This window comes from Kitasatospora sp. NPDC085464 (assembly GCF_044541955.1).
Taxonomy (GTDB): Bacteria; Actinomycetota; Actinomycetes; order Streptomycetales; family Streptomycetaceae; genus Kitasatospora.
This window is the reverse complement of sequence record NZ_JBITTM010000019.1, coordinates 109,243-126,653: the sequence shown is the minus strand read 5'-3', so window position 1 is coordinate 126,653 and position 17,411 is coordinate 109,243. Positions and strand designations below refer to the sequence as shown.

Here is a 17,411-nt window from a genome sequence, read left to right as displayed (position 1 = left end):
GGCCCCGCCCCGGGCCTCAGCTCTGCTGCGGGCCCAGGGTCAGCTTGTCGCCGTCCTTGGTGACGGTGTACTTCGGCAGCGGCTTGACCGCCGGCCCGTTCACCACCGCACCCGTGGCGGCGTCGAACCGGGAGCCGTGGCAGGGGCAGTAGAGCCGGCCGTCCTTCGGGGCGTCCACCGCGCAGCCGGAGTGGGTGCACACCGAGGACAGGCCGCAGTACTGGCCCGCCTTGGGCTGCACGATGTAGACGGCGTCCCCGGTGGCCGGGTCCTTGACCTGGGCCGAGCCGCCGACCGGCACGCTCGCGACGGGCACCGTGGGCGCGGACGCCGGGGCGGCGGAGACCGGGGCCGCCGACTGCTTGGGCGCTGCCTTGTCCCGGCCGAAGGTGCGGGTCAGCGAGCCGGAGAGCAGCCCGGCGCCGCCGATCGCGACGGCCGCGATCCCGCCGTCCACCAGCGCCCGGCGCTTGACGTGGTCCTCGCCCAGCCCGCGCGCGCGGTCCCGGTCGGCCCGGCGGGCGAGGTAGCCGTCCAGCGACAGGTACGGGGTGCCGGCCAGCACCAGCGGGGTCCAGGCCATCAGGTAGGCGAGGTCGTTGCCGAGGTAGTACGGCGAGACGCTCCAGCTGACGGTCAGCCAGAGGCTGAGGTTGAGGAGCGCGCCGCCGAGCGCCGCGACCCGGCCCCAGAGACCGAGCAGGGTGCCGAGCCCGACCGCCAGCTCGCCGAAGGCGACGGCGAGCGCGAACAGCGTCGAGTGGTGGAGTGCCGGGCCGAGCAGGAAGGAGATCGGGCTGCCGCCCGCCTTGGCCGCCTGGGTCTGCGAGACGAAGGAGGCCGGGTCGCCCGCCCCGGCCAGGAAGTGCCCGTCGGAGAGCTTGTCGAGGGCGGCGTAGACGAAGGTGACGCCGAGGAAGAGCCGCAGCGGGAGCAGCGCGTACTTCGACGCGAGCGCGCGCAGCTGCGCCGCCCGGTCGGTCCGACCGGCCGCTGCCCCGCCGGCCGGCATCGGCTTGCTGGCCTCCGACATCCCGCACACCTTCCCTCTCGGCCTGCCACTCCCTGACAGGTCCGGTCCGCATTCTGCCCGCTCCTGCCCGCTTTCGGTGGGAGGTCCCACCACGGGGAGCGGTCCCGCACCGCGAACGGCCGCGCCGCCGCTCCCTTCAGTACGGGAACGACGGCGCGGCCGTTCAGGCTCCGGCCGGAGTCCGTCGGCGACGGTCCTCAGCGGCCGGTGGGAGTGGTCACTCCCACTCGATGGTGCCCGGCGGCTTGCTGGTGACGTCGACGACGACGCGGTTCACGTCGCGGACCTCGTTGGTGATCCGGGTGGAGATCCGGGCCAGCACGTCGTACGGCAGGCGCGACCAGTCCGCGGTCATGGCGTCCTCGGAGGAGACCGGACGCAGCACGATCGGGTGGCCGTAGGTGCGGCCGTCGCCCTGCACGCCCACGCTGCGCACGTCGGCGAGCAGCACGACCGGGCACTGCCAGATCTCGCGGTCCAGACCGGCCGCGGTCAGCTCCTCGCGGGCGATCGCGTCGGCGTCGCGGAGCAGGTCCAGGCGCTCCTCGGTGACCTCGCCGACGATCCGGATGCCCAGGCCGGGGCCCGGGAACGGCTGGCGCTGGACGATCTCCTCCGGCAGGCCCAGCTCCTGGCCGACCATCCGGACCTCGTCCTTGAACAGCTTGCGCAGCGGCTCGACCAGCTGGAACTGCAGGTCCTCGGGCAGGCCGCCGACGTTGTGGTGCGACTTGATGTTGGCGGTGCCGGTACCGCCACCGGACTCCACCACGTCCGGGTACAGGGTGCCCTGGACCAGGAAGTCGACCGACTCGCCGTGCTCGCCGGCCTCGGCGATGATCTCGGCCTGGGCCTGCTCGAAGACCCGGATGAACTCACGGCCGATGATCTTGCGCTTCTCCTCGGGGTCGGTGACCCCCTTCAGCGCGTCCAGGAAGCGCTCGGCGGCGTCGACGACCTTCAGCTGCACGCCGGTGGCGGCCACGAAGTCCTTCTCGACCTGCTCGGTCTCGCCCTTGCGCATCAGGCCGTGGTCGACGTAGACGCAGGTCAGCCGGTCGCCGATGGCCTTGTTGACCAGGGCGGCCGCGACCGCGGAGTCCACGCCGCCGGACAGACCGCAGATCGCGCGCTTGTTGCCGACCTGCTCACGGATCAGGGCGATCTGCTCCTCGACCACGCTGCCGGTGGTCCAGGTCGGAGCGATGCCCGCGCCGCGGTAGAGGAAGTGCTCCAGGATCTGCTGGCCGTGGTCGGAGTGCAGCACCTCGGGGTGGTACTGGACGCCGTACAGGCGGGCCTCGTCGTTCTCGAACGCGGCGACCGGGACCAGGTCGGTGGAGGCGGTGACGGTGAAGCCCTCCGGCGCGGCGGAGCAGGCGTCGCCGTGCGACATCCACACCGAGTGCTGCGCCGGGACGCCCTCGAACAGGGTGGAGCCGGCGCGGGAGACGGTCAGCGGGGTGCGACCGTACTCGCGGGCACCGTTGTTGTCGACGGTGCCGCCCAGGACCTTGGCCATCAGCTGGAAGCCGTAGCACATGCCGAAGACCGGGACACCGGCCTCGAAGATCGCGCGGTCGAGCTGCGGCGCGCCCTCTTCGTAGACCGACGACGGGCCGCCGGAGAGGATGATCGCCTTGGGGTTCTTGGCGAGCATCTCGGCGACGGGCATGCTGCTCGGCACGATCTCGCTGTAGACCCGCGCCTCACGCACCCGACGGGCGATGAGCTGGGCGTACTGGGCGCCGAAGTCGACCACCAGGACGGTGTCGTTGTCCGGCGCGGACTGGACGGGAATTGCAGAGGACACAGACGGCCTTCCGGCAGCGGTATCGGGGTGTCACGCGGAGCCGCCTCCCCCTGCGGGGCTGCGGTGGCGACGGGCGTGGGGTGTCTGGACACCGATTCTACCGGGCTGTCCGGTTTCACTCGTCTGCCCGTCCAAAGAACCGTGACCGGACGGGGCCCCGGTTCGTTGCTTCAGACGACCGCACGGCCGCGCCGCGTCCGCCAGACGCGCCGACCGACCCCCGCGGGGGCACCGCCGTACGGCTGCAGGACCACGCGTGGAGCTCCACCCCAGTCCACCGGCGCATGTGGCGCCGCCGCCCGGCCCGCCGGGTGCGCGGCTCCGTGGGACCGTGCGCGGGTGCCGCGGCCGGCCAGCAGGGGACAGCGAACCCGGCCGCGACTGGGCCGAGAGGTGGGACGGCCGGAGTCCGGGGACGCCCGGGACCGGCCGTCGCACCCCCGGCCCGATCCGGGGCGCAACCGGCGCACTCCCCCTGTCCGTCCCACGCCGCTACGCGCGTCCGCGTGCGCCGCAACCACCCGAACCACTACGCACCGTGATCATCGACGGTCGTCCCGCCGGTAAATGAGCCGGGTCGAACTGTGCCGAATCGGTTGCAGAGCAAGCCCTTCGTCCAGCACGATGCTCGTTGTAGGCGGTTCTCCCGGCGACCTGACGGCTCACCGAGGGGCTCGCCGACGACCTTCCGCAGCCGCCGCGCAGCGAGGCGACAGCGGTTTGCACTTCACGCTCCGTGAGCAAGGGGCCGGCGTGAACCGACACGCACCCGCCGCTCCACGAGCGTGCGCGCCCTTCACCACCGGCCACCCACGCCGGAGCCGCGGGGCGCGATCCGAAGCCGACCGACACGACGGCGCTCCTCCCCCGGCGCCGTCACCCCAGCACCGGCGCGGCCCTGACGCCGAGTGCTGAACGACAAAGGGCCCCGTTCCCCCGCGGGGCCCTTTGCCCGTTCCGGACGCGTCCGGTCGCCCGCGCACCCGGTGCCGTCCGGCCCCGGCGCCCCCGCTCCTTCCGGAAGCCGGGGGCGCTCCGCCCGGCTCAGGGGTGTTCGCGCCAGACGGTCGGGTCGACCGGCTCCTCGCCCCGGGGCTGCGGCACGTCGGCGGGGACCGGGATCCCGCCCGCGGGAGTGGGCGGCGCCTCGTGCGAGCCCAGCACCTCGCTCACCCCGGCCGCGGGGGCGGGCGGCGCGTCCGACGGCGCGGCGGGCTGCGCCGGGACGCCCGGAGCGGAGACCACCGGCGCGGGAGCGCCCTGCTCGGGAACGCCCTGTGCGGGAACGCCGTGCGACGGCGTCGGCCCGTACGGCGGCGCCGGCGGCACGGGCGCGTACGGCTGCGGATGCGCGGCGGCACCCTGCGGCGCGCCGCCGTCCGGCACACCCCCGTAGGACACACCTCCGTACGGGGCCCCGGCGTACGCGGCGTCCTTGGCGGCGCCCCCGCCCCGGACCGCCGTCAGCAGCGGCGGCACCAGCAGCGCACCGACCACCGCCCAGACCGCGTTGGCCGCCAGGACGGTGAGGAAGGTCAGCCCGACCGAGTTCTCCTGGCCCGCCACACCGGCGGTGGTGCTCAGGCCCGTCACGGACGAGGTCCGGGTCATCATCGCCCCGGCCACCGCCATCAGCAGGGTGAGCGCCGCGGCGTGCACCGCCGCCAGGCGCAGCCGGTCGACGGCGTCCAGCTGCCGCCGGTAGGCCGTCCAGCCGAGCGTTCCCGCCGCGAACAGCGCCAGCAGACCGGCCCAGCGCCAGTCGGCGGTCACCTCGTCGGGCAGGTCGAAGAAGGAGATGTTCAGGTCCTCGCTGCGGTCGCCCCAGCCCGTCCCGCCGCCGGACACGCCGCTGTGGGCCTGGAACGTCGCCCCCGAGCCGAAGCCGAGCAGGGTGAGGCCGAGGTTGGGCAGGAAGGCCAGCGACAGCCCGATCTGCCCGCCGCTCGTGCTGTTCGCCGCGACCAGGACGAAGGCGGCCGCCGCGGACAGCGCCACCGACACCGCCACGGCCCTGCCCGCGGTCAGCGCGGCCAGTGCCCAGCCGCGCACCGCCCGGCTGCGCCAGGCGGCCCAGCGCAGCGCGTCGGTGCCGTAGACGACGAAGGCCAGCAGTCCGGCCAGCAGGACGGTCCAGCCGACCGCCTCCAGCCAGCCGGCTTCCGCGGTGACCGCCGGCCGGGACAGGTCCCGGCCGCTGGTGGTGGTGTAGTCGGGGACGCCGTAGGTGTCCTGGGGCTGCCAGGTCGTGCCGCCGAACGCCCAGAGCAGCGTGGTCACCCCGGCCAGGACCAGGGCGGTGCGCAGCGCCTCGCCCGCGGCCTGGCCCCGGGTCAGCTGGCCGGCCACCGCCTTGCGCTGCTGCAGCCCGGCCCGCAGGCCGAGCCAGAGCGCCAGGCACCACAGGACGGTGACGGTCATCGGCGCCACCCGGAAGACGATGTCCATCCGGTCGGCGTGGCCCCGGCTCAGCGGGCTCTGGTAGCCGAGCCTGAACGGCGCGCCGAGCGCGTTCAGTGCCATCGCCAGCGTCGCGCCGAAGCGGTCGCCGAACTCGGGCGAGTGGAAGCGGTACTCGTACTGGTAGTCGCTCGGGACGGCCGCGATCAGGGCGGCCAGCAGCAGCACGACCGTCGGTGCGACGGCCGCCTTGAGCGCCGGGCGCCAGTCGGGCCCGGTCAGCAGTCGGTGGACGGGCGCCGGCTGGGCGTACGGCGTCCCGGCGCCCCAGCCGCCCACCGCGGGCGGGGCGGGCGCCGGGACGCCGGGGCCCGCGGTGGGGCCGTACCCGTGCGGCGGGGGCGGCGGCGGGACCGGGGGCGGGACGGTCCCCGCCGGATACCCGGGCGGCCCGGCCGGCGGCACCGCCGGCGGCACCGCCGGCGGGCCGACGGCGGGTGGGGGCGGCGGGCCGACGGCGGGTGGGGGCGGCGGCGGGGGCGCGAGCGGCCGCCCGCACGAACCGCACGCCGACGCCCCCTCCACCGAAGTCGCACCGCACGCTGCGCAGTTGGCCATGGACCGGTTCCCCCCGTTCGACGAGTCCCTGGGCTGCCCCAAGGAGCCCGTTTATCCCATCGGACCCAAACGAATGTCAACCGACCACCGGGGCAGGTGGATTGGGCGCACGGACCGGCTTCAGTCGCGCTTCTTCGGGACTTCCGGGACGGGCAGCATCGGCAGCCGCAGCGCGCCGAACGCGCCCTCCGGCACGGCCGGCCGCACCGGCGCCACCGGGGTGACCCGCCGGTACGCCTCGTGCTGCTCCGGGCGCCGGTCCGCCTCGCCCTTGTTCGGCCACATCGACAGGGCGCGCTCGGCCTGCGCGGTGATGGTGAGCGAGGGGTTGACGCCGAGGTTGGCGGAGACGGCCGCGCCGTCCACCACGCTGATCCCGGGGTGCCCGTACAGCCGGTGGTACGGGTCGACGACACCGGTCTCGGGGGCGTCGCCGATCGGGCAGCCGCCGAGGAAGTGCGCGGTCATCGGGATGTCGAAGATCTCGCCGACGGTGCTGCCCGCGAAGCCGTTGATCTCGGCGGCCAGCGCCTGGGCGCCCTTCTCGGCGGCCGGGATCCAGGTCGGGTTGGGGGCGCCGTGGCCCTGGCTGGAGGTGAGCCGGTCCTTGCCGAGCGGGCCCTTCTTCAGCGAGACGGTGATCGAGTTGTCCAGGGACTGCATCACCAGGCCGATGATCGTCTTCTCGGACCAGCCGCGCTGGTCCATCGAGCGGGCGAAGGTCACCGGGTGGAGCACCGAGTTGCCCAGGTAGCGCAGCCAGCGCGGGGCCCGTCCGCCGCCCTTGACCTGGGCGATCGACAGCGCGCCCATCGCGTTGGAGCCCTTGCCGTAGCGGACCGGCTCGATGTGGGTGTTGGCGTCCGGGTGGATCGAGGAGGTGATCGCGACGCCCTTGGTGAAGTCCGCCTTGGCGCCGTAGCGCCGGTCGGTGGTCTGCGCGCCCACCAGGGCCTCGGAGTTGGTGCGGGTCAGCTCGCCGAGCCGCGCCGAGATCCGGGGCAGGTGCCCGGCGGCGCGCATCCGGTGCAGCAGCGACTGGGTGCCGTAGGTGCCGGCCGCGACGACCACCCGGGCGGCGGTGATGGTCCGCGCGCCCGCCTTGACCCGGTCCGTCTTCGAGCGGGAGTCGGTGCGGCGCACGTCCACGGCGAAGCCGCGCTCCCCGTCGTCCCCGTCGATCTCCCGGATCCGGGCCACCGTGGTCAGCGGGTGGATCTCCGCGCCGCCCCGTTCGGCCAGGTAGAGGTAGTTCTCGGTGAGCATGTTCTTGGCGCCGTGCCGGCAGCCGGTCATGCACTCGCCGCACTCCACGCAGGCCTTGCGGGCCGGGCCGGCGCCGCCGAAGTACGGGTCGGGGACCTCGTCGCCGGGCGCCGCCTTGGACGTCCCTCCCCCAGACTCCGTCCGGGAGGTGCCCCCAGTGTCCTTGCCGTCGCCGAAGAACACCCCGACCGGGGCCATGTGGAAGGTGTCGGCGACGCCCATCCGCTCGGCGGCCGCCTTGAGGTGGACGTCGGAGGGGGTGACGGTCGGGTTGAGCCGGACCCCGAGCATCCGCTGCGCCTGGTCGTAGAACGGCGCCAGCTCCTCCTGCCAGTCGGTGATGTGGCGCCACTGGCGGTCCTCGAAGAAGGCCTTCGGCGGCACGTAGAGGGTGTTGGCGTAGTTCAGCGAGCCGCCACCGACCCCGGCGCCGGCCAGGATCAGCACGTTGGCCAGCAGGTGGATCCGCTGGATGCCGTACAGCCCGAGCTGCGGCGCCCACAGGTAGTTCGGCAGGTCCCAGGAGTTCTTGGGCAGTTCGTCGCGGTCGAAGCGCCGTCCGGCCTCCAGGACGGCGACCCGGTAGCCCTTCTCGGTCAGCCGCAGTGCCGCGACCGACCCTCCGAAGCCGGACCCGACCACGACCACGTCGTAGTCGAACTCCGACGCACCACCGGACTCCACCATCTGCCACTGCTCCTTCACCGTGATGATCATGCGTGTGGGAACCACGAGCCGGGCCCCGCCCGGAGCCGGGGCCCGCGTGCCACCGGGGCCTACCGGAAGCGCAGCGCCTTGAGCGCGCGCAGCCCGCCGGTCATCAGCCCGGCGAACTGCTTGTCGTCCAGGCCGAACGAGGGCGCGATCGGCAGCAGCCGCTGGGTCGCGACGGTCTGCGCCTCGGTGAAGCGCAGGATGCCCTCGGCGCCGTGCCGGCGGCCCAGCCCGGAGTCGCCCATGCCGCCCATCGGGGAGGCGATCGAGCCGTACGCGGCCGCGTAGGCCTCGTTGACGTTGACCGTCCCGGTGCGCAGCCGGGCCGCGACCGCCCGGCCGCGGCGCAGGTCCCTGGTCCAGACGCTGGAGTTCAGGCCGTACGGCGTGGAGTTGGCGGCGGCCACCGCCTCGTCGTCGGTGTCGAAGCGGTAGACGGAGACGACCGGGCCGAAGGTCTCCTCGGCGCAGACCGTCATGTCCGGGGTGACGCCGTCGAGGATGGTCGGCTCGTGGAAGAACGGGCCGAGGTCCGGTCGGGCACGGCCGCCGGCCAGCACGGTGGCGCCCGCCTTCACCGCCTCCTCCACGTGCCGGGTGGTGGTCTCCAACTGGCGGACGGAGACCAGCGAGCCCATGTCCGCGCCGTACGCGAGGCCGCCGCCGAGGCGCAGCGCCCGGGTGCGGGCGGCGAAGCGCTCCAGGAAGGCGTCGGCCACCGAGCGGTGCACCAGCAGCCGCTCGATCGAGATGCACAGCTGCCCGGCGGAGGAGAAGCAGGCCCGTACGGCGCCCGCGGCGGCGGCGTCGAGGTCGGCGTCGGAGAGCACCAGCATGGCGTTCTTGCCGCCGAGTTCGAGCGAGGCGCCGACCAGCCGCTCGGCGGCGCGCCGGGCGACGTCCCGGCCGGTGCGGGTGGAGCCGGTGAAGGAGACGTAGTCGGCGTGCTCCACCACGGCCGGGCCGATCACCGGGCCGTCGCCGATCACGATCTGCCACAGGTCGGCCGGCAGCCCGGCCTCGACCAGCAGTTCGCGGGCCCACAGCGCGGTCAGCGCGGTCTGGGTGTCGGGCTTGTTGACCACCGCGTTGCCGGCCACGAAGGCGGGCAGCGCGTCGCCGACGGACAGCTCCAGCGGGTAGTTCCAGGGCGAGATGTGGCCGACCACGCCCTTGGGACGGCGGGCCTCGACCGTGTGGGTGAGCACCGGCAGGGCGCCGCCGCGCCGCTTGTCCCTGAGGTAGGCGTGCGCGGCCCGCCCGTAGTGCCGGGCGGCCATGGCGACGGCCATCACCTCCTCGAAGGCGTGCAGCCGGGCCTTGCCGGTCTCCGCCTGGATCAGGTCCAGGACCTCGTCCTGCCGCTTGAGCAGCAGGTCGTGGAAGCGCAGCAGGACGGCGGCGCGGCGGCGCACCGGCAGCGCGGCCCAGGCCGACTGGGCGCGACGGGCCAGCTGGAAGGCGACCTCGACGTCGGCGGGGGTGGACTGCGGCAGGCCGGCCAGCCGCTCGCCGGTCAGCGGGGCGACGGTCTCCACGAGGTCGGGCTCGCCGGCGGCGGTGACGCCGGCCGCCAGCCGGTCGACCAGGGAGGGCGGAACGGCCGACGCGACCGTCCGGCCGCCGCCGGGGGCCGCCGGGTTGCCGGCGCCGGGGTGCTCGGTGGTCACTGCATCTGCTGTGAGGTCCGACATACGGCGCAGCCTAGGCCTTCGGGAGCCGGTCCGGTACCCGTCGGTAACAAGAATCTGCCGCAGTCGGGCGAAAGCGGGGCGCTCCGCCCGTACCGCGTCCCGCTCGGCTCGTCGGCGGGCCGGCGGGCGGCGTCGGCGGAAGGACCAGCGGGCCGACGTGCGACGTCAGCGGGTCGGCGTGAAGTAGTGGAGCACCGCGTTGAAGCGCTGCTCGGCCTCGTTCCACTCGTTGCCCTTCTCCGGGCTGGACGAGTAGATCGCGTAGCTGGTGCCGTCGTCGTCGATGAACTCCGCCTCGACCGCCCGCCGCCGGCCGCCGCCCTGGGCGGCGTAGCTGAACTCCCAGACGGCCGCCTCGTGGCCGTTGACCGCGACGGCGGTCATCTTGTGCTGCTTGTAGTCCTTCAGCGACTTGGAGACGGTGCCCTCCATCTCCCGCATGTGCTCCAGCGGCTTGACCGACTGGCCGACGGTGACGGCGAACTGCAGGTAGTGCACCTTGTTGTCGGGGCTGTAGTAGATCTGGTTGTCGGACGTGGCGGAGCGCTGCCACACCGGGCTGCCCGAGGGCAGCGGGAAGCGGAAGCCGGCCGGGTCGTCGACCCAGTGGTAGCCGCCGGGCGCCGCCGGGGGGCTGGCGTCGCCGCTGGGCCCCGGTCCGGTCGACTCGGTCGGCGCGGTCGGCGCCGGGTCGTCGGGGCCACCGCCCACCACGTACCGGGTGGCGCCGAAGGTGCCCGCGGCCGCGAGCAGGCCGACGGCCAGCGCGATGGCGACGATCCTCGCGGTGCTGCGGCGCTTGGCCGGGCCGCGCGCGGGCGTGACGGAGTGCGCCGCCGGCGCGACGGGAGCGGTGTGCGCCTGCGAGGCGGCTGCCGAGCCCCCGGTGGTGTCCTGAACGGCGGGGGACGCCGCGACGGGGACACCGGCGGCCTGCGGCTCGGTCGGCCCCTCGGAGCCCGCCGGCGGAGCCTCCGCGGGCTCCACGGGGCGCTCGCTGCGGTCCACCACCGGCACCGACTGGGTGGGCGATCGCATCGGCGCGACGGCCTTGAAGCCGATCGTGTGCCCGGCCTGCACCTCGGCCAGCATCCGGGCCGCCTCGTCCGCGGTCGGACGGTCGGCCGGGTCCTTGGCCATCAGCGCGGCCAGCACCGGCCCGAGCGGCCCGGCCCGGCGCGACTCCGGCAGCGGCTCGTCGACCACCGCGGCCAGCGTGGTGATCGGCGAGTCCCGGCGGAACGGCGACTGACCCTCGACCGCCGCGTACAGCGTCGCGCCGAGGCCCCACAGGTCGGAGGCCGGCCCGGGCCGCTGGCCCTGGGCGCGCTCCGGCGCCAGGTAGTCCGGCGAGCCGACCAGGTCGCCCGGCCGGGTCAGCTCGGTCGAGCCCTCGTACTTGGCGATCCCGAAGTCCAGCAGGACCACCCGTCCGGTGCCGCGCTCCAGCAGCACGTTGGCCGGCTTCACGTCCCGGTGCAGCACGCCCAGCTGGTGGCCGCGGTGCAGCGCCGCGAGCACCTGGCTGCCGACCTCGGCGGCGGCGCGCGGCTGCAGGGTGCCGTCCTGGCTGATCACGTCGGCCAGCGAGCGGCCGTCGACCAGCTCCATGACGATCCACGGCCGGCCGTCCTGCTCCAGCACGTCGTGCACGGTGATCACGCCCGGGTGCTTGATCCGCGCGGCCGCGCTGGCCTCGCGCTTCATCCGGGTGTGCAGGATCTGCAGGTCCTCCTCGGGCAGGTGGTTGACGGTCAGCTCCTTGACCGCGACCTCGCGGTCGAGCATCCGGTCCCAGGCCCGCCAGACCGTGCCCATGCCGCCACGGCCGAGCCGCTCACCGAGCTCGTACCGCCCGGCGAGCAGCCGCTCCACCTCGGCCGCCTCCGGCCGGTCCTGCACACCCATCTGCGACCGCTCCCCCACACATTCCGCCAGCCGTCACCGCGACGGAGGGCCTGGTGCAGACCACTGTTCGAACAAATCCCACGCACACATTAGGCGTACCGCGCGGCCCCCGGTAATCACGCCCACCCCCCGGAGCGGGGCTGCCCGATCCGTCCGGGCCGTCAGCCTGCGAACATCACCACGGCGGCCATTCCCAGCGCCAGCAGAGCGAATACTCCCCCCACCAGCAACGGGCCGAGCAGCGAGGGGGGTATCCGCGGCGGTTTCGCGTCGCCGCCGGACCGCTTTCCGGCGCCGCCGGCCGCGCCGGCATTCCCGGTGTCCCCGGAGTTTCCACCCCGTCGGCCGCCACGGCGCGTCCGCACCGGCACCAGCGGCGCCTCCGGCTTCAGCGTCACCGCCCGCGCCACCCGCTCCTCGTCCACCGGCTCCGGCGCGCCCGCCAGCAGCTCCGCCAGTTCGCGCCACACCGCCTCCGCGGTCGGCCGCAGCACCGGATCGGGCTGCAGCAGCCGCTCGACCAGCGGCCCCAGCGGCCCGCAGACCGCGGAATGCTCGCGCCGCCCGTCCCGCACCGCGGTCACCAGCTCCGGCACGCCGCCCTCCGGGTACGGCGCGCGGCCGGTGACCAGCCGGTGCACCAGCACGCCGAGCGCCCAGCAGTCGCCCGCCGGGCCGCCGTCCAACGGCCAACGCTCCGCCACCGGGCCCACCAGGGTGGCCCGGACGTCGTACCGGCGCCGCCCGCCCGGCCCGCCGAGCTCCTCGGCCAGCGCCTCCTGCGCCACCCCGGCGAGCAGCCCGCCGAGCATCGCCGCGCCGTCCTCGCAGACCAGCACCGACTCCGGGGTCACGTTGCCGTGGGTGAGCCCGGCCGCGTGCAGCGCCCGCAGCGCGCCGGCCAGGTCCGCCGCCAACTCGGCCGCCCGGTACGGCGGTACCGGCCCGCCGACCAGCAGCTCGGCCGCCGTCTGTCCGGCCGGCCGTTCCTCGGCCGTCCACAGCGACTCACCGTCCACGAAGGCCCCGACCCCGCGCAGCAGCCGCGGGTGCGCGGCCGGCGCGGCCGAGCCGACCGCCGCCACCCGCCGCACCAGCCGGTCCGCCTGGGCGGGCGCCTCCTCCTCCGGGTCCTGACCGGCGGTCAGCAGGGCGGGCAGCTCCAGGGCGCGCAGCAGCACCGATTCACCGGTCCGCTCGTCCACCGCGTGTGCGCGGAAGGGTTCGGGACGGTCCGTCAGCCGGTACCGTCCCGCCAGCAACTGCCCGGGGCCGCCTCGCATGCCAGTTCCTCTCGCTCACCGAGCAGCCTACTGAGCGGTTCCCCTACGCTCGGCCCATGGACTGGACCGATCTGATCGACACCGCCTTCACGGTGGCGGGGAACACCGACCGAGCCAACCGGGCGGAGGCCGTCCGCACGGTGGAGGCCGCCGTCGTCGACGGCGAGGAGCCGGTCGCCTCCACCGCCGGCCGCCACCCCGACCACTTCCGCAAGGGGGTGCTCGTACTGACCACCCACCGGCTGCTCTTCCTGAAGGACGGGAAGCCGCCGGTACCGGTTCCGCTCACCGCCGTCACCGACGCCACCGTGAACCGCACCAAGCTCAACGGCGAGGTGCTGACGGTCGTCGCGCTGACCGGCTCGCACCGCTTCGAGGACGTGGTCAAGGCGGACGTCTTCGCCGAGCAGCTCCGGGAGTCCGCCCGGCTCGCCCGCACCGTCGCGGCACCGGGGAAGCCGGCCGCCGCCGCGCCCTCCGGCGGCGAGCAACTCGTCGGACAGCTGGAGCGGTTGGCCGCGCTGCGCGCGTCCGGGGCGCTCACGGAGGACGAGTTCAGCCGGGCCAAGCAGCGCCTGATCGGCTGAACCCGCCTCCCGTGCGCTACGGCGCCGGCTGGAAGCTGTTGAAGACGACGTCCCGGACCGGGGCCTGCGCGGCCCACTCCGCGTCCGGGACGATCCAGTAGATCGAGTAGCCGTACTTGGCCGGGGTCCCGGTCACGAAGCCGCGGTTGAGCGAGTGCATCCTGGGCGTGCCGTTGGTCCACTCCCAGTCCGCCGCGTTGGTCCACTGCCGGTAGGTGATCGGCGCCAGGTTCAGCCGCTGGTAGTTGGTCACCTGGCCGCGCACGTTGGGCTCGGACTCCTGCCAGTCGGCGACGGCGCTGGCGCCCGGCGTGGTCGTCCACTCGATCCGCAGCTGGCTGCCGTCGGCGGCGTTCTTGAAGATCCGCCGGTTGGCGTCGGACCCGGACGGCTGCAGCCAGTCCGGCAGGACGACCGAGAAGCCGCTCGGGTCCTTGTACTCGTGGTACCCGGCCGGCACCGCGCCGCCCGGAGCGGGCTGCGCCGGGCCCGGGGCGGGTGCCTGCGACTGCACCGGAGCCGCCGGCGTGGTGGCGGCGGGCTGCGCGGGTGCCGGAGCGGGGACCGCGGGCGTGGCGGCCTCGGCGCCCGGTGTCCCGGTGGCCGTGGCGGCGGGCGCGGGTGCGGGTGCGGAAGCGGGCGGCGCCGCGCTCTCGCCCGGCGCGGCGTCCGTGGTCGTCGCCACCGGCGAGCCGGACCCGGCGCCGTGGGTGGACGCGCCCTTGGCGCTGCCGTTCCCGCCGCCGACGGCCTGGAGCACCGCGACCACTCCCGCGATCAGCAGCAGCACCACGATCACGGTGGCGATGGCCAGCCGCCGCCGACCGGTGCGCGGGTTCGCCCCGGCGGCCTGCGTCGCGCCCATCGTCCACTCGCTGGTCACCGGCCGGATCGGCTCGGGCGCCGGCTCCGCCGCCTTCGCGGCGGGCTCCGCCACGGCGGCCGCGGGCGGCTCCTCGTCCCGGGCCCGGCTGCCCACCCGGACCGTCCCCAGCAGCCCGCCCACGGGCCGCTTCCGGCCCTCCTCGGGCTTCTCCGGCTTCGGCTCCGGCTTCGGCTCCGGCTCCGGCTTCGGCTCGGTCGCGGGCTCCGCCCCGGATCCGGTCTCCGGCTCGGTCCTCGGCCCGGCCGCGGACTTCGTCCCCGGCGCGACGGCCGGTTGCTCCACCGGCATCGCGTACTCGGTGGTCGACTCGGACTTCACGGTCGCCTCCGCGACCACCCGCTTGAGCATCGACCGGGTCTGCGTGGCGTCCAGCCGCTCGGCCGGGTCCTTCTCCAGCAGCCCCTCGATCACCGGCAGCAGCGGCCCGGCGTTCACCGGCGTGGCCAGGTCCTCGGTCATCACCGCGGTCAGCGTGGCCAGGGCCGAGCCGCGGTCGTACGGCGGCCGCCCCTCGACCATCGCGTACAGCGTGCCGCCCAGCGACCACAGGTCGGCCGGCGGCCCGGGCTTCTGCCCGCGGGCCCGCTCCGGGGATATGTACGAGGGCGCGCCGACCAGCATGCCGGTGGAGGTGACGGAGGCGTCGCCCTCGACGCTGGCGATGCCGAAGTCGGTCAGCACGACCCGGCCGTCCTCGCCGATCAGCACGTTGGACGGCTTGACGTCCCGGTGCAGGATGCCCAGCGCGTGCGCGGCGATCAGCACCCCCAGCACGTCCAGCGCGATCTCGGCGGCCCGGCCGGGCGCGAGCGGCCCGTCCTCGCGGATGACGTCGGCCAGCGAGCGGGACTCGACCAGCTCCATGACGATCCACGGCCGGTCGTCCTCGTCGACGACGTCGAAGACGGTGACCGCGGAGTTGTGCCGGATCCGTGCGGTCGCCTTGGCCTCGCGCAGCGTCCGGACGATCAGCCGGTGCTTCTCCTCCTCCTCGACGCTGGCGTTCATCCGCAGTTCCTTGACCGCGACGGTCCGGCCCAGCATCTCGTCCTCGGCGCGCCAGACGGTGCCCATGCCACCGCGTCCGAGCACGCCGTTCAGCCGGTAGCGGCCGGCCAGGAGGCGGCCGGTGGAACCCTGCGCCTGGGTCATTCGGAACGTTCCCCCATGTGCTGCTGGCGGTCGTGGTGACGGCGTGTCGGACCGGCCGGGCCCGAACGCCCAAGCCTCCATCATCCCCTGTCCCGGTGGCTCAGGACCACCCGCCCCCCGTCCCAAGCCGGGACGAACCGGAACCGGTGCGGCGCTCCGTGCCCGATCTGTGATCGAAAACTCGCCAAGATCCGTTCGAATCACTGCTACCGTTCGGCAGCTCATCGTCTTTTCCGGGGGGATTCGGCGCCCATGACCGCACCCGCACCGGGCGCTGACGGCCCATCGCCCCGGCCGCACACCGCCCAGCACTACTCGGTCGCACCCGCACCGGCCTCCCCCGAAGGCTACGTGGTGCCCGGCATGCCCGGCGCCCCGGTGGCCGGCTACGACCCCGTCGCCCCAGCGGCCCGGACCGCCCCCCGCCGCCGCACCGCCGCGGCCGTCGCCCTCGCCGTCCTCGCCATGCTGCTCGGCGGCCTGGCCTACGGCTGCGCCCCGTTGCGGGCCGCCGACAGCCTCGGCTGGCTGGCCATCGCCCAGGCCGGAGTGGTGGCCCTCCCGCTCGGCCGGCTCGGCGGCCGCAACCGGCTGCTCCCGCCGCTCGGCGCACTCCTCGCGGCCGGCGCGCTCCTCCTCGGCCAGCTGGCCGAACACCTCCGCCTGGTGGACTCCGACGGCCCCGGCCCGCGCGGCCTCCTGCACGACGCCCTGGCCGGCTGGCGCGCCGACCTCCGCCCGCTCGACGCCGCCTTCTACGCCATCGCCCTCATCGGCGGCTTCCTCCTCACCCGCCGCACGGCCGACCGCAGTTGACGCCCCGCCGACGACCGGGAAGCCCCCGGACAGCCCGAAGGCCCCCAGCCGTGCTCGGCGGGGGCCTTCGTCAGCCGACGGCTCAGCGGTGGTCGAGCGCCGGGTTGACCGTCACCTCGACGCGCTGGAACTCCTTGAGCTCCGTGTAGCCGGTGGTGGCCATCGCACGGCGCAGCGCACCGAACAGGTTCATGGTGCCGTCCGGGGTGTGCGACGGACCGGTCAGGATCTCCTCGGTGGTGCCGACCGTGCCGAGGTCCACCCGCTTGCCGCGCGGCAGCTCCTCGTGGACGGCCTCCATGCCCCAGTGGAAGCCCTTGCCCGGGGCGTCGGTGGCGCGGGCCAGCGCGGCACCGATCATCACGGCGTCGGCGCCACAGGCGACGGCCTTCGGGATGTCGCCGCTGTAGCCGACGCCACCGTCCGCGATCACGTGCACGTAGCGGCCGCCGGACTCGTCCATGTAGTCGCGGCGCGCGGCCGCCACGTCGGCGACGGCGGTGGCCATCGGCACCTGGATGCCGAGCACGTTGCGGGTGGTGTGGGCGGCGCCGCCGCCGAAGCCCACGAGCACGCCGGCCGCGCCGGTCCGCATCAGGTGCAGCGCCGCGGTGTACGTGGCGCAGCCGCCGACGATCACCGGGACGTCCAGCTCGTAGATGAACTGCTTGAGGTTGAGCGGCTCGGCGGCGCTGGAGACGTGCTCGGCCGAGACGGTGGTGCCGCGGATGACGAAGACGTCGACGCCGGCGTCCACCACGGCCTTGGAGAACTCGGCGGTGCGCTGCGGGGAGAGCGCGGCGGCGGTGACCACGCCGGAGTCGCGGACCTCCTGGATCCGCTGCTTGATCAGCTCGGCGCGGATCGGCGCGGCGTAGATCTCCTGCAGCCGACGGGTCGCGGTGGCCTCGTCGGTGATCGCGGCGATCTCGTCGAGCAGCGGCTGCGGGTCCTCGTAGCGGGTCCAGAGGCCTTCGAGGTTCAGCACGCCCAGGCCGCCGAGGCGGCCGATGGCGATGGCCTGCTGCGGCGAGACCACGCTGTCCATCGGGGCGGCCAGGAACGGCAGCTCGAAGCGGTAGGCGTCGATCTGCCAGGCGATCGAGACCTCCTTCGGGTCCCGGGTACGGCGGCTGGGGACGACGGCGATGTCGTCGAAGGCGTACGCCCGGCGGCCGCGCTTGCCTCGCCCGATCTCGATCTCGGTCACTTCGAGCCCTTCTGCTGTGTTGCTGTGCCCG

11 protein-coding genes are annotated in these 17,411 nt (G+C 74.7%); 2 read left to right on the top strand and 9 right to left on the bottom strand.

Going from position 1 to position 17,411, the window contains the following annotated elements; translation table 11 throughout:
• Positions 1-16: 16 nt before the first annotated feature.
• From ACIGG8_RS18885 to ACIGG8_RS18855, 7 genes are all read right to left on the bottom strand, one after another.
• The gene (locus ACIGG8_RS18885; protein WP_396549234.1) at positions 17-1,033 is read right to left on the bottom strand and encodes a ubiquinol-cytochrome c reductase iron-sulfur subunit; all 1,017 of its coding nucleotides are present in this window, start codon (positions 1,031-1,033) and stop codon (positions 17-19) included.
• A gap of 217 nt (positions 1,034-1,250) precedes the next feature.
• Positions 1,251-2,846, bottom strand: a complete 1,596-nt coding sequence (guaA, locus tag ACIGG8_RS18880) for a glutamine-hydrolyzing GMP synthase (RefSeq protein ID WP_396549232.1) — start codon at positions 2,844-2,846, stop codon at positions 1,251-1,253.
• Between the two features lie 1,044 nt (positions 2,847-3,890).
• Positions 3,891-5,585, bottom strand: a complete 1,695-nt coding sequence (locus tag ACIGG8_RS18875) for a hypothetical protein (protein WP_396549230.1) — start codon at positions 5,583-5,585, stop codon at positions 3,891-3,893.
• Between the two features lie 399 nt (positions 5,586-5,984).
• On the bottom strand, positions 5,985-7,847 hold the full coding sequence (locus tag ACIGG8_RS18870) for a GMC oxidoreductase (RefSeq protein ID WP_396549228.1): 1,863 nt from the start codon (positions 7,845-7,847) through the stop codon (positions 5,985-5,987).
• A 59-nt stretch (positions 7,848-7,906) separates the two neighbouring features.
• Positions 7,907-9,538 (bottom strand): succinic semialdehyde dehydrogenase, encoded by a 1,632-nt coding sequence (locus ACIGG8_RS18865; RefSeq protein ID WP_396549226.1) that lies wholly within the window; start codon positions 9,536-9,538, stop codon positions 7,907-7,909.
• Positions 9,539-9,703: 165 nt separating this feature from the next.
• Positions 9,704-11,446: a protein kinase gene (locus ACIGG8_RS18860; RefSeq protein ID WP_396549225.1), complete on the bottom strand. Its 1,743-nt coding sequence runs from the start codon at positions 11,444-11,446 to the stop codon at positions 9,704-9,706.
• Between the two features lie 161 nt (positions 11,447-11,607).
• Complete coding sequence (locus ACIGG8_RS18855; RefSeq protein WP_396549223.1) at positions 11,608-12,729, bottom strand: hypothetical protein; 1,122 nt, start codon at positions 12,727-12,729, stop codon at positions 11,608-11,610.
• 56 nt (positions 12,730-12,785) lie between these two features.
• On the opposite strand from ACIGG8_RS18855, the gene ACIGG8_RS18850 reads away from it, so the two are divergent.
• On the top strand, positions 12,786-13,316 hold the full coding sequence (locus ACIGG8_RS18850) for an SHOCT domain-containing protein (RefSeq protein WP_396549221.1): 531 nt from the start codon (positions 12,786-12,788) through the stop codon (positions 13,314-13,316).
• 16 nt (positions 13,317-13,332) lie between these two features.
• Here the strand turns inward: ACIGG8_RS18850 and ACIGG8_RS18845 are convergent, their stop codons facing one another.
• Positions 13,333-15,354: a serine/threonine-protein kinase gene (locus tag ACIGG8_RS18845; RefSeq protein ID WP_396549219.1), complete on the bottom strand. Its 2,022-nt coding sequence runs from the start codon at positions 15,352-15,354 to the stop codon at positions 13,333-13,335.
• A 252-nt stretch (positions 15,355-15,606) separates the two neighbouring features.
• Here ACIGG8_RS18845 and ACIGG8_RS18840 point away from each other — a divergent pair, with 252 nt between their 5' ends.
• Positions 15,607-16,170, top strand: coding sequence for a hypothetical protein (locus tag ACIGG8_RS18840; RefSeq protein WP_396549217.1), 564 nt, complete (start codon positions 15,607-15,609; stop codon positions 16,168-16,170).
• Positions 16,171-16,252: 82 nt separating this feature from the next.
• On the opposite strand, the gene ACIGG8_RS18835 is transcribed toward ACIGG8_RS18840, so the two are convergent.
• Complete coding sequence (locus tag ACIGG8_RS18835) at positions 16,253-17,380, bottom strand: GuaB3 family IMP dehydrogenase-related protein (protein ID WP_360254715.1); 1,128 nt, start codon at positions 17,378-17,380, stop codon at positions 16,253-16,255.
• Between the last annotated feature and the right edge of the window lie 31 nt (positions 17,381-17,411).